The 24101-nt window shown below is 71.4% G+C and carries 28 protein-coding genes and 1 tRNA gene; 16 read left to right on the forward strand and 13 right to left on the reverse strand.

What is annotated here, in order from left to right; all coding sequences use genetic code 11:
• The first annotated feature begins 97 nt into the window (after nt 1-97).
• The gene (locus AB0C20_RS12435; RefSeq protein ID WP_357567973.1) at nt 98-1078 is read left to right on the forward strand and encodes a DMT family transporter; all 981 of its coding nucleotides are present in this window, start codon (nt 98-100) and stop codon (nt 1076-1078) included.
• A gap of 70 nt (nt 1079-1148) precedes the next feature.
• Here the strand turns inward: AB0C20_RS12435 and AB0C20_RS12440 are convergent, their stop codons facing one another.
• Entirely contained in the window at nt 1149-2222 is a 1074-nt protein-coding gene (locus AB0C20_RS12440) for a PHP domain-containing protein (RefSeq protein WP_357567974.1), read from the reverse strand.
• Between the two features lies 1 nt (nt 2223).
• Complete coding sequence (locus AB0C20_RS12445; protein WP_357190828.1) at nt 2224-2985, reverse strand: peptidoglycan DD-metalloendopeptidase family protein; 762 nt, start codon at nt 2983-2985, stop codon at nt 2224-2226.
• A gap of 64 nt (nt 2986-3049) precedes the next feature.
• Here AB0C20_RS12445 and AB0C20_RS12450 point away from each other — a divergent pair, with 64 nt between their 5' ends.
• The 4 genes from AB0C20_RS12450 to AB0C20_RS12465 all read left to right on the forward strand — a co-directional run bounded on the left by AB0C20_RS12450 (nt 3050) and on the right by AB0C20_RS12465 (nt 4954).
• Nucleotides 3050-3439, forward strand: a complete 390-nt coding sequence (locus tag AB0C20_RS12450) for a hypothetical protein (RefSeq protein ID WP_357190830.1) — start codon at nt 3050-3052, stop codon at nt 3437-3439.
• Between the two features lie 110 nt (nt 3440-3549).
• Nucleotides 3550-3717, forward strand: coding sequence for a hypothetical protein (locus tag AB0C20_RS12455; protein WP_167362451.1), 168 nt, complete (start codon nt 3550-3552; stop codon nt 3715-3717).
• 117 nt (nt 3718-3834) lie between these two features.
• A complete protein-coding gene (locus tag AB0C20_RS12460) occupies nt 3835-4362 on the forward strand; it encodes a tRNA adenosine deaminase-associated protein (RefSeq protein ID WP_210780732.1) in 528 nt (175 codons plus the stop codon).
• Nucleotides 4363-4507: 145 nt separating this feature from the next.
• Nucleotides 4508-4954 carry a nucleoside deaminase gene (locus tag AB0C20_RS12465; RefSeq protein WP_357190900.1) on the forward strand — a complete coding sequence of 149 codons (447 nt, stop codon included), beginning with the start codon at nt 4508-4510 and terminating at the stop codon, nt 4952-4954.
• A 14-nt stretch (nt 4955-4968) separates the two neighbouring features.
• Here the strand turns inward: AB0C20_RS12465 and AB0C20_RS12470 are convergent, their stop codons facing one another.
• A complete protein-coding gene (locus AB0C20_RS12470; protein WP_357190833.1) occupies nt 4969-6123 on the reverse strand; it encodes a HAMP domain-containing sensor histidine kinase in 1155 nt (384 codons plus the stop codon).
• Nucleotides 6120-6776: a response regulator transcription factor gene (locus AB0C20_RS12475; RefSeq protein ID WP_181518658.1), complete on the reverse strand. Its 657-nt coding sequence runs from the start codon at nt 6774-6776 to the stop codon at nt 6120-6122. The genes AB0C20_RS12470 and AB0C20_RS12475 overlap by 4 nt, the downstream gene beginning before the upstream one ends.
• Nucleotides 6777-6917: 141 nt before the next feature.
• On the opposite strand from AB0C20_RS12475, the gene AB0C20_RS12480 reads away from it, so the two are divergent.
• The 4 genes from AB0C20_RS12480 to AB0C20_RS12495 are packed head-to-tail and all read left to right on the forward strand — an operon-like array spanning nt 6918 to nt 10409.
• Nucleotides 6918-7430, forward strand: a complete 513-nt coding sequence (locus tag AB0C20_RS12480) for a hypothetical protein (RefSeq protein WP_357567976.1) — start codon at nt 6918-6920, stop codon at nt 7428-7430.
• Entirely contained in the window at nt 7427-8518 is a 1092-nt protein-coding gene (locus tag AB0C20_RS12485; RefSeq protein ID WP_357190837.1) for a peptidoglycan-binding domain-containing protein, read from the forward strand. Before AB0C20_RS12480 ends, AB0C20_RS12485 begins: the two co-directional genes overlap by 4 nt.
• 8 nt (nt 8519-8526) lie before the next feature.
• Nucleotides 8527-9210 (forward strand): ABC transporter ATP-binding protein, encoded by a 684-nt coding sequence (locus AB0C20_RS12490; RefSeq protein ID WP_357190902.1) that lies wholly within the window; start codon nt 8527-8529, stop codon nt 9208-9210.
• Complete coding sequence (locus tag AB0C20_RS12495) at nt 9210-10409, forward strand: ABC transporter permease (RefSeq protein ID WP_357190839.1); 1200 nt, start codon at nt 9210-9212, stop codon at nt 10407-10409. The genes AB0C20_RS12490 and AB0C20_RS12495 overlap by 1 nt, the downstream gene beginning before the upstream one ends.
• 160 nt (nt 10410-10569) lie before the next feature.
• Here AB0C20_RS12495 and deoD read toward each other — a convergent pair whose 3' ends face one another.
• The gene (gene deoD / locus AB0C20_RS12500) at nt 10570-11277 is read right to left on the reverse strand and encodes a purine-nucleoside phosphorylase (protein WP_357567977.1); all 708 of its coding nucleotides are present in this window, start codon (nt 11275-11277) and stop codon (nt 10570-10572) included.
• 75 nt (nt 11278-11352) lie between these two features.
• On the opposite strand from deoD, the gene AB0C20_RS12505 reads away from it, so the two are divergent.
• Nucleotides 11353-11439: transfer RNA gene (locus tag AB0C20_RS12505), tRNA-Ser, on the forward strand.
• Nucleotides 11440-11495: 56 nt separating this feature from the next.
• On the opposite strand, the gene AB0C20_RS12510 is transcribed toward AB0C20_RS12505, so the two are convergent.
• Nucleotides 11496-12245 (reverse strand): SDR family oxidoreductase, encoded by a 750-nt coding sequence (locus tag AB0C20_RS12510; protein WP_112586831.1) that lies wholly within the window; start codon nt 12243-12245, stop codon nt 11496-11498.
• 169 nt (nt 12246-12414) lie between these two features.
• On the opposite strand from AB0C20_RS12510, the gene AB0C20_RS12515 reads away from it, so the two are divergent.
• Nucleotides 12415-13047, forward strand: a complete 633-nt coding sequence (locus AB0C20_RS12515) for a TetR/AcrR family transcriptional regulator (protein WP_357190842.1) — start codon at nt 12415-12417, stop codon at nt 13045-13047.
• A 4-nt stretch (nt 13048-13051) separates the two neighbouring features.
• Here the strand turns inward: AB0C20_RS12515 and AB0C20_RS12520 are convergent, their stop codons facing one another.
• A complete protein-coding gene (locus AB0C20_RS12520; RefSeq protein ID WP_357567978.1) occupies nt 13052-13987 on the reverse strand; it encodes a TetR/AcrR family transcriptional regulator C-terminal domain-containing protein in 936 nt (311 codons plus the stop codon).
• 171 nt (nt 13988-14158) lie between these two features.
• On the opposite strand from AB0C20_RS12520, the gene AB0C20_RS12525 reads away from it, so the two are divergent.
• The gene (locus AB0C20_RS12525; protein WP_357567979.1) at nt 14159-15772 is read left to right on the forward strand and encodes a carboxylesterase/lipase family protein; all 1614 of its coding nucleotides are present in this window, start codon (nt 14159-14161) and stop codon (nt 15770-15772) included.
• Nucleotides 15773-15822: 50 nt separating this feature from the next.
• Here AB0C20_RS12525 and AB0C20_RS12530 read toward each other — a convergent pair whose 3' ends face one another.
• Together AB0C20_RS12530 and AB0C20_RS12535 are read right to left on the reverse strand one after the other, a co-directional pair.
• Nucleotides 15823-16470 carry a response regulator transcription factor gene (locus AB0C20_RS12530; RefSeq protein WP_357190848.1) on the reverse strand — a complete coding sequence of 216 codons (648 nt, stop codon included), beginning with the start codon at nt 16468-16470 and terminating at the stop codon, nt 15823-15825.
• Nucleotides 16458-17678 (reverse strand): sensor domain-containing protein, encoded by a 1221-nt coding sequence (locus AB0C20_RS12535; protein WP_357567980.1) that lies wholly within the window; start codon nt 17676-17678, stop codon nt 16458-16460. The genes AB0C20_RS12530 and AB0C20_RS12535 overlap by 13 nt, the downstream gene beginning before the upstream one ends.
• 110 nt (nt 17679-17788) lie before the next feature.
• On the opposite strand from AB0C20_RS12535, the gene AB0C20_RS12540 reads away from it, so the two are divergent.
• Complete coding sequence (locus tag AB0C20_RS12540) at nt 17789-18970, forward strand: serine hydrolase domain-containing protein (protein WP_357567981.1); 1182 nt, start codon at nt 17789-17791, stop codon at nt 18968-18970.
• A gap of 38 nt (nt 18971-19008) precedes the next feature.
• Nucleotides 19009-20559 (forward strand): alpha/beta hydrolase, encoded by a 1551-nt coding sequence (locus tag AB0C20_RS12545; protein WP_357567982.1) that lies wholly within the window; start codon nt 19009-19011, stop codon nt 20557-20559.
• A gap of 14 nt (nt 20560-20573) precedes the next feature.
• Here the strand turns inward: AB0C20_RS12545 and AB0C20_RS12550 are convergent, their stop codons facing one another.
• Together AB0C20_RS12550 and AB0C20_RS12555 are read right to left on the reverse strand one after the other, a co-directional pair.
• Nucleotides 20574-21068, reverse strand: coding sequence for a hypothetical protein (locus AB0C20_RS12550; RefSeq protein WP_357190856.1), 495 nt, complete (start codon nt 21066-21068; stop codon nt 20574-20576).
• Nucleotides 21069-21160: 92 nt separating this feature from the next.
• Entirely contained in the window at nt 21161-21715 is a 555-nt protein-coding gene (locus AB0C20_RS12555) for a hypothetical protein (protein WP_357190858.1), read from the reverse strand.
• Nucleotides 21716-21873: 158 nt separating this feature from the next.
• On the opposite strand from AB0C20_RS12555, the gene AB0C20_RS12560 reads away from it, so the two are divergent.
• On the forward strand, nt 21874-22521 hold the full coding sequence (locus tag AB0C20_RS12560) for a DUF1349 domain-containing protein (RefSeq protein WP_357567984.1): 648 nt from the start codon (nt 21874-21876) through the stop codon (nt 22519-22521).
• Between the two features lie 36 nt (nt 22522-22557).
• Here AB0C20_RS12560 and AB0C20_RS12565 read toward each other — a convergent pair whose 3' ends face one another.
• Nucleotides 22558-22749, reverse strand: coding sequence for a DUF397 domain-containing protein (locus AB0C20_RS12565; protein ID WP_357190862.1), 192 nt, complete (start codon nt 22747-22749; stop codon nt 22558-22560).
• Nucleotides 22740-23507 (reverse strand): helix-turn-helix transcriptional regulator, encoded by a 768-nt coding sequence (locus AB0C20_RS12570; RefSeq protein WP_210780741.1) that lies wholly within the window; start codon nt 23505-23507, stop codon nt 22740-22742. The genes AB0C20_RS12565 and AB0C20_RS12570 overlap by 10 nt, the downstream gene beginning before the upstream one ends.
• A gap of 197 nt (nt 23508-23704) precedes the next feature.
• Here AB0C20_RS12570 and AB0C20_RS12575 point away from each other — a divergent pair, with 197 nt between their 5' ends.
• Nucleotides 23705-23947, forward strand: a complete 243-nt coding sequence (locus AB0C20_RS12575; RefSeq protein ID WP_327033599.1) for a flavin reductase — start codon at nt 23705-23707, stop codon at nt 23945-23947.
• The last annotated feature ends 154 nt before the right edge of the window (nt 23948-24101 follow it).

Genomic DNA, 24101 nt, shown 5'->3' on the forward strand with positions numbered 1-24101 from the left:
TCGCCGACGTTTGTCGTGTTGGAGCTGCGGGTTCAGGCACTGCGTGACGGCCGAAAGGCGCGCGACTTTGTCGCACGGTTGGGGCAGAGTGTCAGGGGTGACCACCGATACCACTCCTGACAGAGCGCCGGTCCGCGCCTGGCTGCCCGGCTTTGTCGCCCTCGCCGCGATCTGGGGTTCCAGCTTTCTCTTCATCAAGGTCGGGGTGGCCGAGCTGCACCCGGTCCAACTCACCCTCTACCGGGTCCTCGCCGGCGCGTTGACCCTGCTGGTGGTCCTCGCCGTGCTGCGCGACCGGCTGCCCCGCGAGCCCCGGGTCTGGGCGCACCTGACAGTCGTCGCCGCCTTCGGCGTGGCAGTGCCGTTCACCCTCTTCGGTTACGGCGAGCAGCGGGTCGAGTCGATGCTGGCCGGCATCTGGAATGCCACCACGCCCTTGATCGTGCTGCCGCTGGCGGTGCTGGTCTTCCGCACCGAGCGGCTCACAGCGCGCCGCGCGGTCGGGCTCGGGCTGGGCTTCGTCGGAGTGCTGGTGGTGCTCGGGGTCTGGGAGGGCATCGGCGGGGCGCACTTCACCGGGCAGCTCATGTGCTTCGGTGCGGCGGCCTGCTACGGCGTGGCCATCCCGTACCAGAAGCGGTTCGTCGCCGGCAGCGCGTACTCGGGTCTGTCGCTCTCCACGGCGCAACTGCTGCTCGCCGCCGCGCAACTGGCAATCGTCACTCCCTTCGTCGCCGGCCTGCCGCCGCTGCCCACCGAGCTGTCGGCAGGAGTGGTGGCAAGTGTGCTGACCCTCGGCGCGCTCGGCACCGGGCTCGCGTTCGTGATCAACATGCGGAACATCCGGGTGGCCGGCGCGAGCACCGCGTCCACTGTCACGTACCTGATTCCGATCTTCGCGGTGCTGATCGGTGCTCTGGCGCTCGACGAACGACTCAACTGGCACCAACCGGTCGGCGCGCTGATCGTGCTGCTCGGGGTCGCGGTCTCGCAGGGGATGTTCAGTCGCCGCCGGAGCAGCCCGGTCGTCGGCGTCGGCGCTCCCGCCACACCCGCCGCCGAACCCGCCCACCGCTGACACCGACGCGCCCGCTCGCGGACGGGTCATCCGGTAGGTGATCGGGGCGGGGCGGGCGCCGGAGGGCTGGTCAGGTGCGGTTGTGCGTCCAGGCCACCAGTTGCTCTGCCGACCAGGTGTTGATCACGCGGTCGGCGGGAACGCCGCACAGGGCGGCGCGTTCACAGCCGAACCGTTGCCAGTCGAGTTGGCCGGGCGCGTGCGCGTCGGTGTTGATGGCGAACCGGCAGCCAGCCTCCAGGGCGCGGCGGATCAGGCGCTTCGGCGGGTCCTGCCGCTCCGGCCGAGAGTTGATCTCGACGGCGGTGTCGTGCTCGGCGCAGGCGGCGAAGACGGCGTCCGCGTCGAAGTCGCTCTCCGCCCGCGTACGCGCGCGGTGCCCCCGATCGCCCGGACCGGTCACCCCGGCCGGGCGGGACGACACCATCCGGCCGGTGACGTGACCGAGGATGTCCAGGTGCGGGTTGGCGACCACCTTCAGCATCCGCCGGGTCATCTTCGACCGCTCGTCCTTCAGGCCGCTGTGCACCGACCCGACCACCACGTCGAGCCGCGCCAGCAGGTCGTCGTCCTGGTCCAGGGAGCCGTCGGCGAGGATGTCCACCTCGATCCCGGTGAGGATCCGGAAACCCTCGGGCAGCGCCGCGTTTACCTGCGCCACGTGGTCGAGCTGCCGGCGCAGCCGCTCCGCGGTCAGCCCCCGGGCAACCGTCAGCCGGGGCGAGTGGTCGGTCAGCACCAGGTACTCATGGCCCAACTCCACAGCCGCCAGCGCCATCTCCTCGATGGGCGAGCCGCCGTCGGACCAGTCCGAGTGGGTGTGACAGTCGCCGCGCAGGGCGGCGCGGAGCGCCGTGGCCTCGGCGTCCAGGTCGCTGCCCTCGGTCGCCACCAGCCGGCGGAGATAGACCGGTTCCTCACCGGCGAGGGACTCCGCCACGCAGCGGGCCGTGACGTCACCGACACCGGCCAGTTCGGTGAGCGTGCCGTTGCCGGCCCGTTCGGTCAGCTCGGCCGCAGGCAGGCCGGCCAGCGCCTTCGCCGCCGACCGGAACGCGCGCACCCGGTAGGTGGCCTCGTTCGCCCGTTCCAACAGGAACGCGATCCGGCGCAGGTCGGCGATGGGATCTCTCGCGCGAGCCATGTCAGGGCGCCTTCGGGCAGCCGTGCTTGCGTTGCCACGCGGTGACCTCGGCGGCCGGCTCCTTGTTGCCGCCGCGCCGCCAGGAGTCCAGGTAACGCGCCGGCCAGATCACCCCGCGCCGGATCCACCAGCCGTCCTTGCCCGCGCACGCCGGCGAGATGCCGAAGTGCACGTGACACACGTTGTTCGCGTTGCCGGTGCGGCCCACCTTGCCGAGCTGCTGCCCGGCGCGGACCCGCACCCCGGGGTCGACTCCGCTGGCCACGACACTCAGGTGCGAGCCGTAGTACCGCACCCCGTCGTCGCCGAGCAGGGCGACCGACAGGCCGCCGTTGTCCGGGCCCTGCGGCCCACGCTTGCGGTAGCGGTCCACGCGGCTCACCTGCAGCACCGTCCCGTCGGTCACCGCCACGAACGGTTCGCCGCAGTCGGCGAAGAGATCCGTCCCCGGGTACGCCCCGTGCGTCGGGTGGTAGTCGACGTTGTCGGCGCGTACCGGAAAGACGTGCTTCAGCCCGGTGCGGGGTGCCGTCGCCGACGGCCTGGCCGACGACGGCGCCGGGGAGCTCGGGCCGGTCGCCGCCGGCGTGGGCGGCTGCGACGCCGGCTGGTCGGCGGTCGCCCAGACCGACGGTGGCGTCGGCGCGGCGCCGTCGGGCACCCCCGGCCGGGTGGTCGCACAGCCGGCGGCCAGCACCGGGGCGAGCAACAGCAGGATCGGGTACGCCGGACGAGCGCGGCGGCTGATCGTCGGCGAGGACATCCGGTCATCCTGGCAGAGCCGGTACCGTGGGCACGAGCGGCACGCGTGAGGGAGGGCAGCGACGGTGACCATTGCCCGACCCGACGGTGGCCCGGATTTCGGCGCCGTCCGCCCGGTGCCGCGTACCCCGTCGGGTCTCTTCCCCTCCGGGCCACCGACGCGGCCCACCTACCGCGAGCCGCACCCGGTCACCGGCGGTGGTGTCGCCTCCGGTGGCGGCGCGGCGGCCGGCTGGCTGCTGCTGTTCGGCCTGCTCGGCACCGACGTGGCCAGCTACGCGTGGTGGACTGTGTTCGCCGGCCTGCTGGCCTGGGCCACCGCCCTGGTGCTGGTCCGCTTCGGCGACCGAGGGGTGGCCACCGGGGTCGCCATCGTCACGGCGGGTGGCTGGAGCATCGCCGCCGCCGTGGTGGCGGTCCGCTGGGCCACCAGTGGTGACTGGCCGCTGTGGTGACCGGCACGGACGGGCTCTGAACGGCGCTCGGTGACTGCACCGTGTGCCCGGTTGGCTGCGTAGCGAACGCCGTCTTGACGTGGCCGCCGAGACTCGGCACGCTCGGGACTATGGCCTGGACCACTCCCCGGCAGGATCCCGATCGCAATCGCCGTCGACTGCAGTTGCTGGCCGAGTTGGCGGGCGCCCGGGCGGTCCGCCAGCGCAGCCGACCGCAGCGGCAGCGCACCGAGCGTCTGCGTCAGCTCATCGCGACCCGCCGTCGAGTCGTCGGCTGATCCGACTTTGTCAGGAATGACCCGCCCTTCGGGGCGTTGACGGGTCGCCTGCCGACCCGACCGGCTAACGTGCACGCGTAACGAGTCGACGCTGTGTCGAGGGCTATTGGGGGGACCGTGTCGTACTTCGCTGCGGCCGTGGTGCGCGACGACAGTGGCTGGACCGCCGCCGAGGTCAGCCTGCGTGGCGCCACCGACATCGACGAGGTTGCCGACCGGCTGCGTGACGTCGACCAGGAGGCCGACGTGTCGCTGCTCTTCGTCGAGGCCGACGACGCGTACCTGGTGATCCTGCGCCTCGACGAGGGCGAGGACCTGCGGGTGTTCGGTTCGGACTCCGCGTACGCCGAGGAGTCGCAGCTCGGGTCGCTGCTGGTCGGTGACCTGAAGACCTCGGTCACCGGGCTCGACGGTGACGACGAGCCACGCCCGGTGAGCACCGGTGACGAGGAGAGCGAGCAGCCCGTCGTCGACCCGGAGGCCGACCCGGTCGGTGACGCCGACCTGCTGGCCAACCTGGGCATCTCCGCGCAGAAGCTGCTGACCCTCTGCACCCACGAGGGGATGATGCCGGCGGACGTCACCGCCGAGATCTGCCAGGTGCTCGGCTGCGCCGACGAGGTCGAGGAGCTGCGTGAGGTCTGAGCCGACCGACGCCACCGATCCTTCGCTGGAGTCGATCCGACCGGGCCAGCCGACCCCCGGCGCTGTGGGCCGCGCCGGGCCGGGCGCCCACGAGGGCCTGGCCGACCTGGGCGAGGTCGGCCGACGACAGCGGCACGAGCTGTGGATGCGCCGCGCCCTGGAGATCGCCGTCGCCGGTCCACAGGTCGACGACACGGTCAGCACCGACGTCGACGACGTGCCGGTGGGGGCGGTGCTCTACGGGCCAGACGGCACCGAGTTGGCCACCGGACGCAACGAACGCGAGCTGACCGGCGACCCCACCGCCCACGCCGAGGTGCTGGCCCTACGCCGGGGCGCCGAGCGCACCGGCCGGTGGCGGCTGGACGGCTGCACCCTGGTGGTCACCCTCGAACCGTGCACCATGTGCGCCGGGGCGCTGGTGCTGTCCCGGGTCTCCACAGTCGTGTTCGGCGCGTGGGAACCCAAGACCGGCGCTGCCGGATCGCTCTGGGACGTGCTGCGGGACCGTCGGCTCAACCACCGCCCCGAGGTCTACGGCGGGGTGCTGGAGGCCGAGACCGCCACCGTCCTCCGCGCGTTCTTCCGCTGAGGCCGCGCCGCCGGTCAGGCCGGCGGCAGGGTGACGGTGACGATCAGACCGCCGTCCGGGCGGGGCTGCGCCTCGGCGGTGCCGCAGTGGGCCCGGGCCACCGCGCGGACGATGGACAGCCCCAGCCCGAAGCCCCGCGCGCCGACGACCCGCTCCCGCGACAGCCGCCGGAAGGGCTGGAACATCGTCTCGACGTCGTAGCCCGGGATGACCGGGCCGGTGTTCGTCACAGTGAGGGTGGGCCGGCCGTCGACCAGCCCGGTGCGGACCTCCACCCAACCGTCGTCGGGCAGATTGTGGCGCAGCGCGTTTTCCACCAGGTTGAACGTGAGCCGCTCCAACAGCACCGGGTCGCCACTGGTGGGCGCCGGGGCCAGGGCCCGCCGAACCGGCACGCCGGGTGCCTGCTTCCCGGCCTGATCGGTCGTGTGCGCGCAGACCTCGGCCAGGTCGACCGGCGTACGCTCGGTCAGCTCGTTCTCCGAGTCGGCCAGGGTCAGCAGACCGTCGATCAGCCGCTCGTGGCGCTCGTTGACAGCCAGTAGCGACTCACCCAGTCGCCGGGTCTCCGCCGAGGCGTCCGGGCGGGTGATCGCCAGCTCCACCAGGGCGCGGTTGAGCGCCAGCGGCGTACGCAGCTCGTGCGAGGCGTTCGCCACGAACCGGCGCTGCCCGTCGAAGGAGCGATCCAGCCGTTCCAGCATCTCGTCGAAGGTGTCGGCGAGTTCGCGTACCTCGTCGGGAGGGCCGGTGAGCGCGATCCGCTCGTGCAGACCACGACCGGCGGTGTCCGCGCCGGCGATCCGGCGGGCCGTGCCGGTGATCTGGAGCAGGGGCTGCAACGCCCGACCGGCGAGCAACCAGCCGAACGCGATCGCCACCGTCGACACCACGATCAACGCGATACCGCCCTGGGTGAGAAGCGACTCCAAAGCGTTGCGCTTCGCCTCGTCCTGCACCTCCTGCAACAGGGCGCGCAGGTCGTCGACGTTCTGCCCGCTGGGCGTCGTGGGGGAGGTCTTCGGCAGGTCCCGCAGTTTCACCCCGAACGGCTGCGCCATCCGTTGATCCACCAGCACGTACGTGACGGCGAGCAGGACCACGCCGGCCAACAGGAAGAGCCCGCCGTAGATGAGGGTGAGCCGGGCGCGGATCGTGAGGCGTTTCATCGGATCTGGTACCCCGCCCCGGGAACCGTCTCGATCACCGGCGGGTCGCCGAGTTTGCGGCGCAGCTTCATGACTGTCACCCGGACCACGTTGGTGAACGGGTCGATGTGCTCGTCCCAGGCGCGTTCCAACAGGTCCTCGGCGGAGACCACCGCGCCGTCGGCGCGCAGCAGTTCGGCAAGCACCGCGAACTCCTTGCGGGACAGCGCCACGTGCCGGTCGTCCCGGCGTACCTCGTGTCGGGCCGGGTCGAGCTGAATGCCGGCGCGACGCAGCGTCGGCGGCGCCGCCGGGCGGGACCGGCGGGTCAGTGCGTGCACCCGGGCCGACAGCTCGACCAGGGCGAACGGCTTGGTCAGGTAGTCGTCGGCACCGAGCGCCAGCCCCGCCACCCGTTCCCGGACCGCCGCCGACGCTGTCAACATCAGCACCCGGGTCTCCCCGCCCGCGTCCACGATCGCCCGGCACACGTCGTCGCCGTGCACCACCGGCAGATCCCGGTCCAGGACCACCACCGCGTACTCGTTGACGCCGAGCCGTTCCAACGCGGCGTCCCCGTCGTACGCCACGTCGACAGCGAACGACTCCCGACGCAGCCACTCGGCGATGGCGTCCGCCAGCACGTTCTCGTCCTCGACCACCAGCACTCTCACCCCTCCATGGTGCTCGGGGTGCGGTAACGGCGGCATAACCGCCGACGGTAACGCCGGGGATACGCCCACTGCCCTGCACTGGGTGTCACGTTCGGCGAACCGCGTCGGACCTGAGCGGAAGCGGACACGATGCGACGACAGATGCTTGCGATCCCCGTCCTGCTCGCCCTGGTGCTGTCCGGGTGCGGCGCGGGAGGCGACGGCGGCGGCGGGGTCGCGACCGCCGGTGGGGCGAAGGCAGAGGCCACGGCGAGCGGCCCGCCGGCCAGTGACTCCGAGCGGCAACTCGCCTTCGCCAGGTGCATGCGGGAGAACGGGGTGGACATGCCCGACCCGGAGGCGGGCGGGCGTCCCGGCTTCCGGTTCGGTGTGGACGTGGATCAGCAGAAGGTCCAGGCGGCCATGGAGAAGTGCCAGGACAAGCTGCCAAACGGCGGGCAGGGACCGCAGCTCAACCCCGAGCAGGCCGAGCAGATGCGCACGCTGGCCAAATGCATGCGGGAGAACGGGGTGCCGGACTTCCCGGACCCGGACGCCGACGGGCGGGTCCGCATCGGGGCGGGGGGCAACGCGATCAACATCGGCGATCCGGCCATGAAGGCCGCGCTGGAGAAGTGCCGGCAGCACGCGCCGCAGTTCGGGGCCGGCCGGTGACGGGCGCCATCCGACGCACGCGGCTGCGCGCCGCCGTCACCGGCGGCGTCGTCCTGCTGGTCGCCGCCGTGGGAGTGGTCGCCGCTGTGGGCTTCGGCGGCGGTGCCGACGAGGGCCGTGCCCAGGCCGGCTCCGCACCACCCGCCACCGCCGCTGTCACCCGGCAGACCCTCGCCGACTCGGAGACGGCGGACGGTGAGCTGGGGTACGGCGCGACGCGTACCGCCACGGTGAAGCTCAGCGGCACCGTCACCGGGCTGGCGGCCACCGGATCGACGGTACGGCGGGGCAAGGCGCTCTACCTGGTCGACAACGAGGAGGTGGTGCTGCTCTACGGCGGGCTGCCCGCGTACCGGGACCTCGCCCCCGGGGTGGAGGGGCCCGACGTGGCGCAGTTCGAGCGGAATCTCGAAGCGCTGGGCTACACCGGCTTCACCGTCGACGACGAGTACACCGGCGCCACAGCGGACGCGGTCCGGGACTGGCAGGAGGACCTGGGCCTGACCGAGACCGGTCGGGTCGAGCCGGGGCGGGTCGTGTACGCCGACCGGGAGGTCCGGGTGGAGAGCCACCAGGTCGACGTCGGCGATCTCACCCAGCCCGGCCAGGCGGTGCTGACGTACACCGGCACCAGCCGGGTCGTCACCGTCGAGTTGGACGTGGACGACCAGCGGTTGGCCAAGCGCGACGCGAAGGTCACAGTGCGGTTGCCGGACGGCCGGTCGGTGGCGGGCACGATCAGCACTGTCGAGACGGTCGTCCAGGCCGGCGCGACCGGCGCCAACGGGCAGGCCGGCGACGCCGAGACGAAGATCGAGGTGACAGTCGCGGTGACCGACCCGAAGGCCCTCACCGGCTTCGACCAGGCCAGCGCGAACGTCACGTTCACCGTCTCGGAGCGCCGCGACGTGCTCACAGTGCCGGTGGCGGCCCTGTTGGCGCTGGCCGAGGGCGGCTACGGCGTCCAGGTCGCCGAGGGCGACGCGAGCCGGGTCGTCGCGGTGACCACCGGGTTGTTCGCCGACGGTCGGGTGGAGGTCACCGGTACGGGCCTCACCGAGGGCACCACGGTGGTGGTGCCGACGTGAGCGGCGAGGTGATAGTGCTCGACCGGGTCAGCAAGCGGTACGCCGGCGGTGTCGTCGCGTTGGACGACGTGTCGCTGCGGATCGGTCAGGGCGAGTTGGTCGCGATCGTCGGCCCGTCCGGATCGGGCAAGTCGACAATGTTGCACCTGATCGGCACCCTGGACCGGCCGTCGTCGGGCAGCGTGCTCATCGACGGGTACGACGCGGCGAAGCTGACCGACCGGGAGTTGTCCGCGCTGCGGGCCACCCGGATCGGTTTCGTCTTCCAGCAGTTCCACCTCGCCCCCGGCGTCCCGGTCGTGGACAACGTGGCCGACGGGTTGCTCTACTCCGGCGTACCTCTCAGGAGGCGGCGGGACCGGGCGGAGGCCGCGTTGGTCCGGGTCGGCCTGGGCCACCGGTTGGGGCACCGGCCGCACGAGCTGTCCGGCGGGGAACGGCAGCGGGTGGCCGTGGCCCGCGCGGTGGTCGGTGAGCCGGCGGTGCTGCTCGCCGACGAGCCGACCGGCAACCTCGACTCCCACTCCGGCGCCGGGGTGTTGGCGCTGCTGCACGACCTGCACCGGGCCGGCACCACAGTGGTGGTGATCACCCATGACCGGGAGATCGCGGGAAGCCTGCCCCGGCAGGTGCGGATGCGCGACGGCGCGGTGCGGCACGACTCGGCCCTCGCGTCGGGCGGTGTCGGCTGATGGCGACGCTGACGCCGGCCCGACTGCGACCGGCGGACGTCGTGCGCGTCGGTGGGGTGGGGCTGCGGACCCGTCCGCTGCGGGCGTTCCTCTCCGCGTTGGGCATCGCGATCGGCATCGCCGCGATGATCGCTGTGGTCGGCATCTCCTCGTCGTCCCGGGCCGAGCTGGACCGGGCGCTCGACGCGCTCGGCACCAACCTGCTCACCGTCGAGCCGGGCAGCACCCTGTTCGGCGCTGACGCGCAGCTGCCCGAGGAGTCGATCGCGATGATCGGGCGGATCGGCCCGGTGACCGAGGTGTCCGCGACCGGGCAGGTGCCTGACGCCAAGGTGTACCGCTCGGATCGGATCCCGACGGCGGAGACCGGTGGCATCGCCACCCGGGCGGCCCGGCTGGACCTGCTCGGCACAGTGGGAGCCCAGGTGACCACCGGCACCTGGCTCAACGAGGCGACCGCTCGCTACCCGGCGGTCGTGCTCGGTGCCACCGCCGCGCAGCGGCTCGGGATCACCTCGGCGGACCCGCAGATGCAGGTGTGGCTGGGTGGACGGCCGTTCACAGTGGTCGGCACCCTCGCCGCCGCACCGCTCGCCCCGGAGTTGGACACGTCGGCGTTGGTCGGCTGGGCGGCGGCGGCCGAATACCTGGGCTTCGACGGTCACCCGACCACCGTCTACACCCGGGCACAGGAGTCGCAGGTCGAGGCGGTCCGGTCGGTGCTCGGCGCGACCACCAATCCGGAGGCGCCGAACGAGGTCGAGGTGTCCCGGCCCTCGGACGCGCTGGCTGCCGCCGAGGCGACCGACGACGCGTTCACCGGCCTGTTGCTGGGCCTGGGCGCGGTCGCCCTGCTGGTCGGTGGTGTCGGCGTGGCGAACACCATGGTGATCTCGGTGCTGGAACGCCGAGCCGAGATCGGCCTGCGCCGGTCACTCGGCGCCACCCGCGGTCAGGTACGGGCCCAGTTCCTCACCGAATCGCTGCTGCTCTCGGCGCTCGGCGGGATCGGTGGGGTGGTGCTGGGCATCCTGGTCACAGCGGGCTACGCGCTGTCCCAGGACTGGCCGACAGTGGTGCCGGCCTGGGCGATGCTCGGCGGGGTGGGCGCGACGCTGGTCATCGGCGGCTTCGCCGGCCTCTACCCGGCGGTGCGTGCCGCCCGCCTCGCGCCGACGGAGGCGCTGGCCGCCGTGTGACCGGCGTGGCACGGGCCGGTCGGCCTGGCCCGGTTGGGTTGGCGGGGCTCGGCCGGGCTGTCCCGGGTCGGCGTGATGCGAAAGAGCGTGATGACTGTGCGGCATATTGATGCCTCACAGTCATCACGCTCGTCGCGGTGACGCCGCCCGCCGGAACGGGTCAGGCGATGATCGTGTCGAGGGCGATCTCGACCATCTGGCTGAAGGTCTGCTCGCGCTCCTCCGAGGTGGTCTTCTCACCGGTCTTGATGTGGTCGCTGACTGTCAACACGGTCAGCGCGCGGGCCTTGAACCGGGCGGCGATCGTGTAGAGCGCCGCCGACTCCATCTCCACAGCCAGCACGCCGTAGTCGGCGAGGGTGTCGTACAGGTCCGGCCGGTCGGTGTAGAAGGCATCCGCCGCCAGGATCGGCCCGACGTGCATGGTGATGCCGCGCCGCTCGGCCACCTCGACCGACGCACGCAGCAGCCCGAAGTCGGCCACCGGGGCGTAGTCGATCAGCCCGTCGAAGCGCATCCGGTTCATGTTCGAGTCGGTGGACGACCCGATCGCGGCCACCACGTCCCGCAGTTGCAGGTCGGTGCTGAGGGCGCCACACGAGCCGACCCGAATCAGCGTCTTCACGCCGTACTCGTTGATCAACTCGTGGGCGTAGATGGAGGCCGACGGCATGCCCATGCCGGAGCCCTGGACGGAAACCTCGACGCCGTTCCAGCGGCCGGTGAAGCCCAGCATGCCCCGAACCGTCGAGTAGCAGGTGGCGCCCTCGAGGTAGGTCTCCGCGATCCACTTGGCCCGCAGGGGGTCACCCGGCATCAGGACCCGCTCGGCGATCTCGCCCGGCTTCGCGCCGATGTGCGTACTCATGGCAAAGATCCTGCCAGGCCGGCCCGGGCGATACCGGTTCGGCGTCGGAACCGGCGGTCCTGTACCCTCGTCGGCGGTGGCGTGTCCGAGCGGCCTAAGGAGCACGCCTCGAAAGCGTGTGAGGGTTAACGCCCTCCGAGGGTTCAAATCCCTCCGCCACCGCTCTGTAGTGCAGAAACGCCCGGTCGATCCGCGAGGATCGACCGGGCGTTTTCGCGTCAGAGCTGCTGCTCGCCGCCGTCGACGAACAATTCGCCGCCGGTCATGAAGCTGCTCTGGTCGGAGGCGAGGAAGAGCGCGGCGTTGGCGATCTCGTCCGGGTGTGCCATGCGCTGCATGGGCACGCCCGAGGCGATGGCCTTCAGCAACCCGGGTGCCTCGGCGGGGCTGGGCGCGAGGCCGGCGAGCCCGGGGGTCTCGGTCGAGCCGGGGATCAGGGTGTTGACCCTGATCTTCCGGCCGATCAGCTCGGCGGCCCAGGTGCGGCCGAACGAGCGGATGGCCGCCTTGGACGCGGCGTAGACGCTGAACGCGGGGGTGCCGTTGCTGGCGGCGGTCGAGCCGGTCAGCACGATCGACGCGCCCTCGTTGAGCAGGGGCAGGGCCTTCTGCACTGTGAAAATGGTGCCGTAGATGTTGGTGTCGAAGGTGGTTGCCACGTGCTCGACCGTGATCGAGTCGAGCGAACGGAACTCGCCACCGCCGGCGTTGGCGAACACCACGTCCAGCCCAGCGCCCCGCTCCTCGATCGCCCGCATCACCCGGTCCAGGTCGTCGAGCTTGCTGACATCGCTGGCGATGCCTGTGACGTTCGCGCCGATGCTGGCGACGGCCTCGTCCACCGGGCCCTTGCGGCGGCCGGTGACGAAGACGTACGCGCCTTCTGCGGCGAAGCGGCGGGCGGCGGCCAGGCCGATGCCCGTGGTGCCCCCGGTGACGAGGGCGGTCTTGCCGTCGAGCTGTCCCACGATGGAACTCCTCTGTTGGGGTGTGGTGGTGTGCGGCCGGCCGGGCCTCAAGCAAGTTTTGTACCGAGCGGTACGTATCCGAACGTAGCAACCGCCGACCGGGTCCGCAAATTTCTGTACCGATCGGTTTCCGCTGTCGGTAGGATGGGCGGAGAAGGGGTGATGGGCTGTGCCGCAGCGAGGTCGACCACGTGGCTTCGACGCCGACGAGGCGTTGGAGCGCGCGGTGGAGGTGTTCTGGCGACAGGGATACGAGGGCGCCTCGATGAACGACCTCGCCGAGGCCATGGGGATCAACAAACCCAGCCTCTACGCCGCCTTCGGCGGTAAGGAGGAGCTGTTCCGCAAGGCCGTGGCCCGCTATGCCGAAAAGGACATGGAGTACGCGCGGGACGCTTTCGCCCAGCCGACCGCGTACGAGGTGGTCGCCACCCTGCTGCGCGAGAACGCGATCGCCGTGACCCGGACCGACCGACCGGCCGGTTGCCTGTCGATCCAGGGCGGCACGAGCTGCTCTACCGAGAACGCGTCCATCGCCGGTTTCCTCGCCACCAGTCGCCTGGGCGGTGAAGGTGCCCTCGCCGACCGGCTCGCCCGCGCCGTCGCCGACGGCGACCTGCCCGCGCAGGCCGACCCGGTCGCGCTCGCCCGCTTCGTCATGATCGTCACCGAGGGGCAGGCGGTGCATGCAGCCGCCGGGGTCAGCAGGGAAGACCTGCGACAGGCCGCGGAGATCGCGCTCGCCGGTTTCGTGGCCGCGTCCGGGGCGCGCCTGCCCGAGCAGGCCAGCGACAGGGTCTGAGCGGTCACCGTTCGAGCAGCGCCGCCATCCCGTCGAGCAGACGTTGCAGACCGAATTCGAAGAGACTCTCGACATTGAGGTCGACCGCTGTCCGGCTGAGTCGGGCCAGATGCGGAAACTCGCCCGCCGCGAGCAGCCCACCGAACACGTCGGCCTGGGCCGCCATCCACTCGTCGTCGGTCAGGCCGGTGTCCTGCTCCGCCTCGGCCTCCCGCTCCAGGTTGACGGCGGTACCTCGGACATGGTTGGCCAGTGCGGCCGCCAGGTGAAGCTGGGTGTGCTGGTCCAGGCCGTGCCGGGCGAGGGCGCGCAGCGCCCACTCCGTGTGCGCGACGGCGTGCGGTGCCATCAGTGGGCGGGTCAGCGAGATGACCTGGGCCAGCCAGGGATGCCGCCGGTAGATCGACCACTGAAGTCGGCTGAGCAACTCCAGTTGGGCTCGCCATCCGGGCGGGAACGTGCGCGGCAGCCGATGCGCGGCGAAGGCCGCGTCCGCCATCAGCACGAGAAGCTGCTCCTTGCCCCGAACCTGCCGGTACAGCGACATGGTGGGGACGTCCAACTCCATCGCGATGCGCCGCATGCTCAGTGCCGGTAGCCCCTCGGCGTCGGCAATCGTCATGGCGGTCCGCACCACCTGGTCGCGGGTCAACCCCTGGACGGGCAGCCGCCGACCGCCGGGCGGGGCACCCCGACCCGGCGTGGTCGGCGTTGCGCCGGCCACCACCATGCCCACACCCGGCACCGCCCGGACCAGGTTCTCCTGGCGAAGCGCGGTGAGCGCCCGGCTGGCGGTCGCCATGGCGACGCCCCACTCCCGGACGATCTGCCGGGTGGATGGCACCCGGTCGCCGGGGCCCAACTCGCCTGCCACGATGCGCCGTCGCAACTCCCCGACGATGCGCAGATAAGGAGGAGTGGATTCGTCTAACTCCGCCACGATCGCCTCCCGCCAGCCTCGCGGTGACCGTAGCGCACTAGAGCACCGGTAGGCGCCCCCGCCCTTCCGGCCATTGCGTACTAGAGCTCCCTGGCCGGCTGGTCACCAGCTCGACATGCTCGACGCAGCCCGGTGCGTACGCCGTACCGGCGTCGACGAAATGAGGAGAGCATGAGAAGACTTCCGTACCCCCGATGGGCCGTCACGGTGGGCGCTGTCGTCCTCGTCTGCCCGGCGATGGCCGTCGGTCCGGCCGCGGCCGACGACGACCGCCGGAGCGCTGCCGTCGTCCGGACCGACCAGGGCGCGGTGCGGGGGACCGTCGCGGCAGACCACCGCTCGTTCCAGGGCATCCCGTACGCGAGACCACCGCTGGGCGCGCTGCGCTGGGCACCGCCGCAGCCCGGTCCGACATGGACCGGAGTGCGCGACGCGAGCCGACCCGGTGACGGCTGCGCCCAACTGCAAGGGCTGCCGATGGACACACCCTCCGAGTCCGAGGACTGCCTCTACCTGAATGTCACCACCCCGCGCTCGGTCGAACGAACGCCTCGACCGGTGATGGTCTGGTTGCACGGCGGGGACTACCGGTTCGGCAGCGGTGACGGATACGGCGGGCAGCGGCTGGCCGCCGGAGGTGACGTCATAATCGTCACTGTGAACTACCGGCTCGGCGCGCTCGGCTTCCTGGCGCATCCGGCGCTGGCCGGTCGGGACGGAATCACCGGCAACTTCGGGTTGCAGGACCAGCAGGCCGCACTGCGCTGGGTGCGGCGCAACGCCGCGGCCTTCGGCGGCGACCCGGGCAACGTCACAGTGTTCGGCCAGTCCGCCGGGGCGACAAGTGTCTGCGCGCAGCTCGCCGCGCCGGGCTCCGCTGGACTGTTCCACCGGGCGATCATGCAGAGCAACTCGTGCGCCAACCCGGTCCAGACCCGGGCCGAGGCGATCGGGGCGGCTCAGGAGTTCGCCCGGAGGATCGGCTGCACCGACCCGGCAGTGGTCGCCGCCTGCCTGCGCGGACGTCCCCCCGCCCGGCTGGTCGAGACGGCCGGCTACCCCGGCGAGGGTGTCGACCTGGGCCCGGTCGTCGACGGTCGCACGCTACCGGTGGACCCGGCGGACGCGCTGACCACCGGGAGGCTGCATCCGGTACCGGTGCTGACCGGGATGAACCGGGACGAGTCCCGGCTCGTGGTGTGGGGGATGGAACGGTTCGGACTCAACTGCCCGGAGCCGCCGAAGCCGGACCAGGAGCCGGAGTCGTGCCCGCTCACCGACGACCAGCACCGCGACCAGGTGCGCGCCATGTTCGGTGACCACGCCGAGGAGGTGCTGGCCCGCTATCCGCGCGACCCCGCCCAATCGGCCAGCGCGACGTTGGGCGCCGTGCTGACCGATCACGACTACGCCGAGCCGGTCTACTCCGCCGCGTTGGCATTCGCGCGGCAGGTGCCGACGTTCGCGTACGAGTTCGCCGACGAGGACGCGCCGTTCTTCACCGAAGGACCCGAACCGACGTTCGCCATCGGCGCGTACCACTGTGCCGAGCTGCCGTACCTGTTCGCTGTCGACTACGCCGAGGCGTTGACGCCGACCCAGCGGCGGCTCTCCGACGAGATGGTGCGCACCTGGAGCGACTTCGCCCGGACGGGTCGGGCGAGCTGGCCTCGACTGCGCCCTGACGCCACGTACGTGCGGGTGTTCGCCGGTGGCGGCGGACCGGGCAGGACGGACTTCGCGGCGGCCCACTCGTACGACTTCTGGAGGTCGCTGCGCCGCTGATGCCGTCACGGGCGCGACGAGTGGGCCGGCCCTCAGGGGACCCGGCCCGCTCACCTACCCGGATCCTTCAGGAAGGCGAGCACGGCGGCGACCCGGCGATGCACGTCGCTGTCGGGTGGCAGGTCGAGCTTGGTGAAGATGTTCCCGATGTGCTTGCTCACCGCGCGCTCGGTGATCACGAGCTGGGCGGCGATGCCCGTGTTGGTGCTGCCTCCGGCCATCAGCGCGAGCACCTCGCGTTCCCGGGCGGTGAGCTCGGTGAGCGGGTTGCGCCGGGCGGTGACGAGTTGCGCCACGACCTGCGGGTCCAGCACTGTGCCTCCGGCGGCGACCCGACGTAAGGCGTCGAGGAACTCCTCGACCCGGGACACCCGGTCCTTGAGCAGGTAGCCGACGCCGCCCTGCCCGTCGACGAGCAGCTCGGTCGCGTAGGCGCGCTCGACGTACTGGGACAGCAGCAGCACCGGCAGTCCGGGGTGCAGCCGACGCACGGCCAATGCGGTGCGCAACCCCTCGTCGCGGAACGTCGGCGGCAGTCGGATGTCCATGATGGCGACGTCGGGCCGCTGCCGATCGATCGCCGCGATGATGTCGTCCGGCGTGTCGACCGCTGCCGTCACCTCGAAGCCGGCGGTGCTGAGCAGCAGGTTGAGCCCTTCCTGGAGCAGGACGTTGTCTTCGGCGATCAGGACGCGCACGGCAACTCCACCCGTAGCACTGTCGGCCCGCCGATCGGGCTGCTCAGCTCGACAGTGCCGTCCAGTGCCGCGACCCGGCGCCGGATGCCGGTCAGGCCGGTGCCGGTCGACGGTTGTGCGCCGCCGACGCCGTCGTCGGTCACGTTGACCACCAGGTGACCCGCCTGGTGCTCCACCCGCAGATCACCACCGGTCGCCCTGCTGTGCCGAGTGATGTTGGCCAGCGCTTCGGCCACGACGAAGTAGGCGGCGCTCTCCAACGCCGCCGGTAGTCGTCGCAGCGGGGTGACCCGGACCGTCAGCGGCACCGGACAGTCAGCGGCGAGCGCGTGCACCGCGCCCGGCAGACCTCGGTCAGCCAGAATTGGTGGGTAGATGCCCCGCACCACCGCGCGCAGCTCGGTCAGCGCTGCCTCGACGCTCGTCCGCGCCCGCTCGACCAGCTGGTCCGCCAGCGCCGGGTCGGCTGCCCGTTGACGTTGCGCGACGCCGAGCTGAATGGCGATCGCCACCAACCGGGCCTGGGTGCCGTCGTGCAGGTCGCGCTCGATCCGCCGCAGCTCCGCCGCGTGGGCGTCGAGCGCGCCGGCCCGGGTGGCGGTGAGCTCCGTGACCCGCCGCTCCAACCGGCTCCGCGAGGACGGCGCGAACGACGCTCGCGCCGCCCGTGCGTACGCCACGGCGCAGGCCGGGACAGCCCACCGGAGAAGTGCCAGCGCGGCGAGCCCGAGCAGGGGCGGCACCAGCAGCGCCTGGGACCAGCTCCGGATCGGCACGACAAAGGTGAGCGGAGCCTCGACCGGCACGGTCCACCACATCAGCGGCACGATCAACCCGCCCAGCGCGAGTAGCCAGAGCAGCAGCACACCGGCAGCTAGCGGCACACCGGCGATGGCGTGCACGGTCAGCCAGAGCGCACTTCGGTAGGTGACCAAATCGCCTCCGGCAATGCGCAGCCACGCGGCCTGACTCGCGCACAGCACCTGGGACTCGGCCGGAACTGCTAGGCCCAGCAACCGGTCTGCGCGGCGCCGCTCCAGGCGAACGATCGACCGGAGGACACGCACGGCTGGCGGCAGCAGCGCGATGCCGACCAGGACGAGGCTCAGGCCAAGTGCCCCGGCGAGCGCGCCGATCGCGACCGCCGACGCCACCGCAGTAGCCCCGCCGGTCACCAGGTACGTCGTCGCGAACCGAGCCCGCCGCATCGTCACATTCTCCGTCCACAGGGGCGGCCGGGGCAGTGTAGCCAGCTACACCATTGATCAGGGCCTCTGCTCCCTCGTGGCCCCGCCTGGCCGTCCCTAGCGTCGACGACATGAGAAGACCGACACGACGACGGCACACAATCGGGGTGCTCGCCGGAGCTGTCCTGCTCACCCTCGCCGGCGTGGGGGCACCAGCCGCGGCCCGTCAACCGGGGCCGGCGTGCTCCGATCGGCCGGCGACGACCGCCGCGCTGCATTACCTGACCGGCACCCATCGGTTGGCAGGCGCGGCCATCGAGGTGAGCGGACCGGGGTGCGGCAGGTGGGCTGCTGCCAGCGGGTGGGCCGACCTGCGGACGGGCCGGCCGATGCCTGTCGACGAACGGATCCGGATCGGCAGTTCGACGAAGGCATTCACCGCGACAGTGGTGCTGCAACTCGTCGCGGAGGGCCAGCTCGTCCTGGACGCCCCAATCGAGAGGTACCTGCCAGGCCGGGTCCGTGGCAACGGGTACGACGGCCGACGGATCACCGTCCGTGATCTGCTGCGGCACACCAGCGGCCTGCCCGACCACGTCGACGCGCTCGACTGGGACCGGGTGGATCGCTGGCGGTATCGGCACTTCGCGCCAGCGGAGCTGATCGCGATGGCGCTGGGCCAGCCGCGGCTGGCCACCAGTTGGCACTACTCGACCACCAACTACGTCCTCGCCGGCCTGATCGTCGAGCAGGTCACCGGCCGCGACATCAGCGTGCAGATCACCCGACGGATCATCGGGCCGTTGGGCCTGCGCGATACCTACTGGCCGGGCGACTCGGTGCGGATCCGGGGTCCCCATCCGCGCGGCTACGCGTTGATCGGCGCTGAGCGGCGGAGCGACATAACCCAGCGGCGGCGCGACGTCACCGAGTTCAACATGTCGTACGGCGGAGCTGGTGGGGCGCTGGTCTCGACCCTCGCCGACCAGAACCGGTTCTTCGCCGCGCTGCTCGGCGGTCAACTGCTGGACCCGGTCCGCCTCGCCGAGATGACCCACACCGTGCCGACCGATCCGGACCGGCTGTGGCCCGACGCCCGATACGGGCTCGGGATCATCTCGACGCCGTTGGCCGGCTGCGGCGGGGCCCTGTACTGGGGCCACGGTGGCACGACACCGGGCTTTCGCACCCTGGGCGGGGTCACCGCCGACGGTCGCCGGGCGCAGTTGGTGGTGAACGACGAGCCGGCGTCGTACGAGAGCTGGCAGGCGCTGTCCACGACCCTGCACACCGCCCTGTGTGAGTCCCGGTGATCCGCCGCGGGGCCGATTTTCCCACCGAGGAGATGAACATGACCTGGAGCAGATGGACCGCGACGGCGCTGAGAATGGTGGCCGCGCTGACCGTGCTCGCCATCACCGCCACCGCCGCCGGGCCGGTGCCGGCCGCCGCCGCCGCCGACCTGGCCGGTCCCCAGCGGCAGCGGCTCGACTGGCACACCTGCCAGCGGGGCTCGGCCGACCCGGCTGGTGCGGAGCTGGACCAGGCCGGTGCTTCCTGCACCGAGCTGGCCGTTCCGCTGGATCACGCCCGCCCGGACGGCCGCACCATCACCCTGGCATTGTCCCGGCTGCCGGCGACCGACACCGCGCACCGGCTCGGCGTCCTGCTGCTGAACACCGGCGGTCCCGGTGCGCCGGGAATGTCGGACGTTCTGCCGATCCGGCAGTGGCTGGGTGAGGTCGGGGCAAGATTCGACCTCATCGGGCTGGACCCTCGGTTCGTTGGTCGCAGCACCCCGCTGGACTGCGGCTGGCCAACGGGCACCTGGACTCGCTCCGCCGGACCAGACCGCGCCACGTTCGACCGGCTGACCGCATTCGAACGGGACCTGGCCTCCCGATGTGCCCGCCGGCACGCCGACCTGTTGCCGCACATCACCACCCGGAACACGGCCCGCGACATGGACCTGCTCCGGGCCGCGCTCGGCGAGCAGAAGCTCTCCTACCTGGGCTACTCCTACGGCACCTACCTGGGCGCGGTCTACACCCAGATGTTCCCGGAGCGTGCCGATCGGGTCGTCCTGGACAGCGCTGTCGACCCCGCCAGCTACGGCGCGAGGGTGCTGCGCGAGGCCGGGCCCGCCAACGAGGTCGCACTGCGCGACTGGGCGGACTGGACGGCCCGCCACCACCAGCGGTACGGCCTGGGCCGCACCGGTCAGCAGGTGCTGGCCGTGGTGGACGGGATCCTCGCCGCCGCGGCCCGCCGCCCGCTACGGGTGGGTGGCTATCAGGTGGACCGGCAGTCGGTGCCGTACCTGCTGATCAATCGGCTCAGCGACGATCGGGACGAAACCCAGGCCGACCTCGCGGAGACGGTTCGGGTGCTGTGGCAGGCCGCGGTGTCGGGTTCTGCGACGCCGACCGCGTCTCTGGCGGACACGTTGTCGTTCCTGTTGACCGGGGCCGAGTCGGCAACGGGCAGTGTGCAGGCCGCGATCCTCTGCGGCGACGTGCCGGTACGCCGTGATGCTGGGCACTACTGGCGCGATATTCGACAGCATCAGACCGCCGAGCCCCGTTTTGGGGAGTTGACCAGGGCGATCAGCCCGTGTGCGTTCTGGCCTCAGCAACCCCGGGAGCGGCCGACAGTCGTGCGGAATTCCGTGCCGGCACTGATCGTGCAGTCCACGGGGGACACTCGCACGATCTACCGGCACGGTCAGGCCATGCATCGGGCGCTCACCGGTTCCCGGCTGATCACCCTGCACGACGCTCGGATTCACGGTGTCTTCGGCAACTACGGCAACGTCTGCGTGGACGACGCGGTCGTCGCGTACCTCGCCGACGGGCAGTTGCCGGCCAGAGACCTCGACTGCGTCAGCCGCACGTCGTCCTGATCAGTCCGCGCCGGTCAGCACGGGCCCGCACCCTCGTCGAAGAGGCGGCGGGCCCAGTCCGCGTACCCGGCGATGGTTTTTTGGACAGTGCGCCCGTCGTGCAGGAACAGGTACGCGCGGTCGCCGCTGCGGGCAAGTAACCCGTCGAGCCTGTGTGTCCCCTGTGGAGCCCGTAGCCGGCTGACCTCCGTGTAGCGGTCCCAGACCTCGCCGACGGGGGAGCCCGCCGTGATGCCCTCCGGTGTCCGCATCGGGTCGCCTACCCAGAGCAGCACGAGTTTGTCCTCAACGAAGACCGGGCTGACCGTGTCGTGGCCGGCGAGCATCGGCCCGCAGGCGTCCAGGCTGGTACGCAGGATGCCGCGTCGGGTCAGCTCGTCCTCGGTGGCGCCGAACTCGATGTTGCGCAGGCCGTTCAGGTCGATGATCTCCACGTTGCCGGCGGGCCGGCCGTTCGGAATCGACCCGGTTGGCGGTACGCCGCTGCCCGCGATCGAGGCAGCCGTCATCAGCGTGGCGATAAACGCAAATTGTCGCAATTTCATGGAATCCCCCAGTCCCCAACGGAACGGAAGCGTTCAGGTTGCTGCCGATCGCCGGATTACTGGTTTTCCCACTGCTCGACCAGCTCGTCCCAGTAGTCGGCGCTGAGTCGACGCCGGCCGTGCGCCAGCCAACCCTCGGTGCTCCGCTCCAGGTGCAACCCCAATTCGGCGAACCTGTCGATCCAGGTGCCGGGCTCCACGCCGAGCTGACTCAGCGCACAGTTGATCGGCCACTGCTCGCGCGGCGCGCTCAACTCGTCGTCGAAGCACGGGCCCCAGGACAGCGCCCCGCCCAACCACACCGCCGCCGCCTGGTAGCCGACCCCACCACCGAACTCCGCCTCCAGATAGGCCACCGGCCCCGACTGTGACCAGCGGGTCAGCACCTCGACCAGCGCCGTCGACAACACCAGGCCGAACGGGCGCGCGGCACTCCGGTCGTCAGTGGCGAAATCCGGCAACGACCCGGTCAGCTCGATCACCAACTGCGGGGTGACCGGCAGTAACGCGAAGTCCTGGCGCAGCTCGCCGAGGACCGCGTGATCCAGCTCGGCGGTCTGCTCGCGGAGCAGTTCAACGTCCGCGACCACCGCGCTGAGCTGGTAAGCCATCGAACCTCCGGTCGTCCACAGCCTGTGGATAGAACATGTGTACGACGGATTCCCCGCCTTCCGTGCCTGGGACGGTACCGGCCGGAGGGTGGACGTGCCGGGCCCCTGCTCGACGAGAGGGCATCGGCGAGCAGGGCGACGGTTGTACGGTCCTGGCCATGGCCAATCAACTCAGCGTCTCCGGTGTGCCGTTCCCGCTCGTGCCCTCGTCCGCCGAGCTGTGGCGGGTCGACGAGGCGGCCGGCACCGTGGCGGTCGAGGCGCAGCCGCACACTGACATCTTCATCGACCCCAGCACCGGCTCCGCCGGGGCGGCCGAGACCACCACCGTCAGTGCCGAGTCGACGCTCAACGCGGCGACGCTGCTCGGGGACCTGCCGACGGGGGACTTCCAGTTCAGCGCCCGGGTCACAGTGGACTTCGCCGCCACCTTCGATGCCGGGGTGCTCCTGCTGTGGCTCGACGAGCGGCGCTGGGCCAAGCTGTGCTTCGAGTTCTCCCCAGCAGGCGACCCGATGATCGTGTCGGTCATCTGCCGAGGCGTCGCCGACGACGCGAACGCCTTCGTCGTACCCGACCGGTCGGTGTGGCTGCGGGTCTCCCGCGTCGACGGGGTCTACGCGTACCACGCCTCGGTCGACGGTGTGACCTGGCGGTTGATCCGCGTCTTCCTCCTCGACCCTGACACGTCTCGCGACCGGATCGGCTTCGCGGGCCAGTCCCCGACCGGTGAGGGGTGCGGCGTGACCTTCGACGAGATCACGTTCCGGGCAGAGCGTCTGGGCGATCTCCGCGACGGCTCGTGACCTACCTGCCGCGGTGGGCGTGCGACCGGGCGCAGGTCAGGTGCGTCGGGTGACCTGGCTGACGAACGCGCGCCAGGCCGTGGGCGCGAAGGCGAGCGCCGGGCCGGCCGGGTCCTTTGAATCCCGTACGCCGATGACGCCGGGCAGATTGTCGGCGACCTCGACGCAGGCGCCGCCGTTGCCGCTGCTGCGGCTGCTCTTGCGCCACCGGGCGCCGTTCAGCTCCATGACTCCGCCACTTCCTGGATGAGTTCGACCGACTGCCAGTGGGACAACGCCTCGCCGCGCACGTTCTCCCATGCCGCCATCATGGCCGCGATGTCCTCGGGGTCGCTAGCGACTTGTCCCTGAAGTTGATTGTCGAGGTAGCCGGCGACCCGGTGGTCGTGGCTGTGCGCGATCACGAAAGGTCCGTTGAGGCCGGCATAGGCGCCGACCGCGCTGGGCACGACGTGCACCCGGATGTGCGGCTCGACGCACGCCGCCGCCACGGCCAGCAGTTGCTCGCGCATCGTCGACCGGCCGCCCACCGGACGGCGGATGACCGCCTCGTCCACGACCGCCGTGAACTGCGGCGGGTCGTCCCGCTTGAGGATGCCCTGCCGGCCGAGTCGGACCGTGAGATGCCGCTCGATCTCACCCCGGGGGATCAGGCCCGCGTCGCCCAGCACCGCGCGGGCGTACGCCTCGGTCTGGAGCAATCCCGGCAGAACTGTCGACTCGAACCAGCGAAGCGACACCGCCTCGCGCTCGATCTCCTGCCACGGACGAAACCAAATGGGGTCACGACGTCTTGAAGTGTCCGGCCAGATGTCCGACACGTCCTTGTGTAGCGCCTCCGCTGCCGCCAGTCGGTGGCGTGGATGCGGGATCCGGTCCTCGGTCAACCAGCGCCCCACGGTCTTCGGGTCGACGCCGACGGTCTCGGCGAGAGATTCGGTGGTGTGTCCGGTGTCGCTGAGCGCCACCCGAAGCGCGTCGTTCACGGCTCCTCCATCGGATGTCCTAGATATCCGGGAACCATATCGCTACGCGGTGTATCTGTCTCGTAACTCTCCCGATGGTGGTCCACAGAAGACGGCGTGGCCGGTGGAGGCGGAGGGGCCCGGCGGTCGGCGTCAGTCCGGGGTCGCCCCGACGGGGAGGCGGGGCGGCCCCCGCCCACCGCGAAGGAGATGAGCCCGTGCCCCGCCGCCGCTACCGGAACCACCTACCGACCCGACCGACCTGGCGCTGTGCCGCGTGCGGCATCGCCTGGCCCTGCTCGGCGGCGAAGCTGCGGCTGCTCGGCGAATACCGGCACGACCGGCTCGCGTTGACCGTCTACCTGGCGACGCTGCAAACAGAGGCCGGCGAACACCTCACCGACCTCGACCCGGCCCGGCTGACCGACCGCTTCCTCTCCTGGGCCCGCGCCCGCGCCTGAATGGTCCCGGCCGCGTGCCCCGTCGACCGATCACACCTGCTGCAGTTGTGTGCAGAAGAGCGGCCCCCGCTCCCGGCCCGCCCACGTCGAGGTAGAGCAGGGACCGGGACCAGTCCACCCAGCCCACCAGCTCGATGCGGGCGGCGCCGGTGCC

Source organism: Micromonospora sp. NPDC048843 (assembly GCF_040649965.1).
GTDB classification, from domain to species: Bacteria; Actinomycetota; Actinomycetes; order Mycobacteriales; family Micromonosporaceae; genus Micromonospora; species Micromonospora hortensis.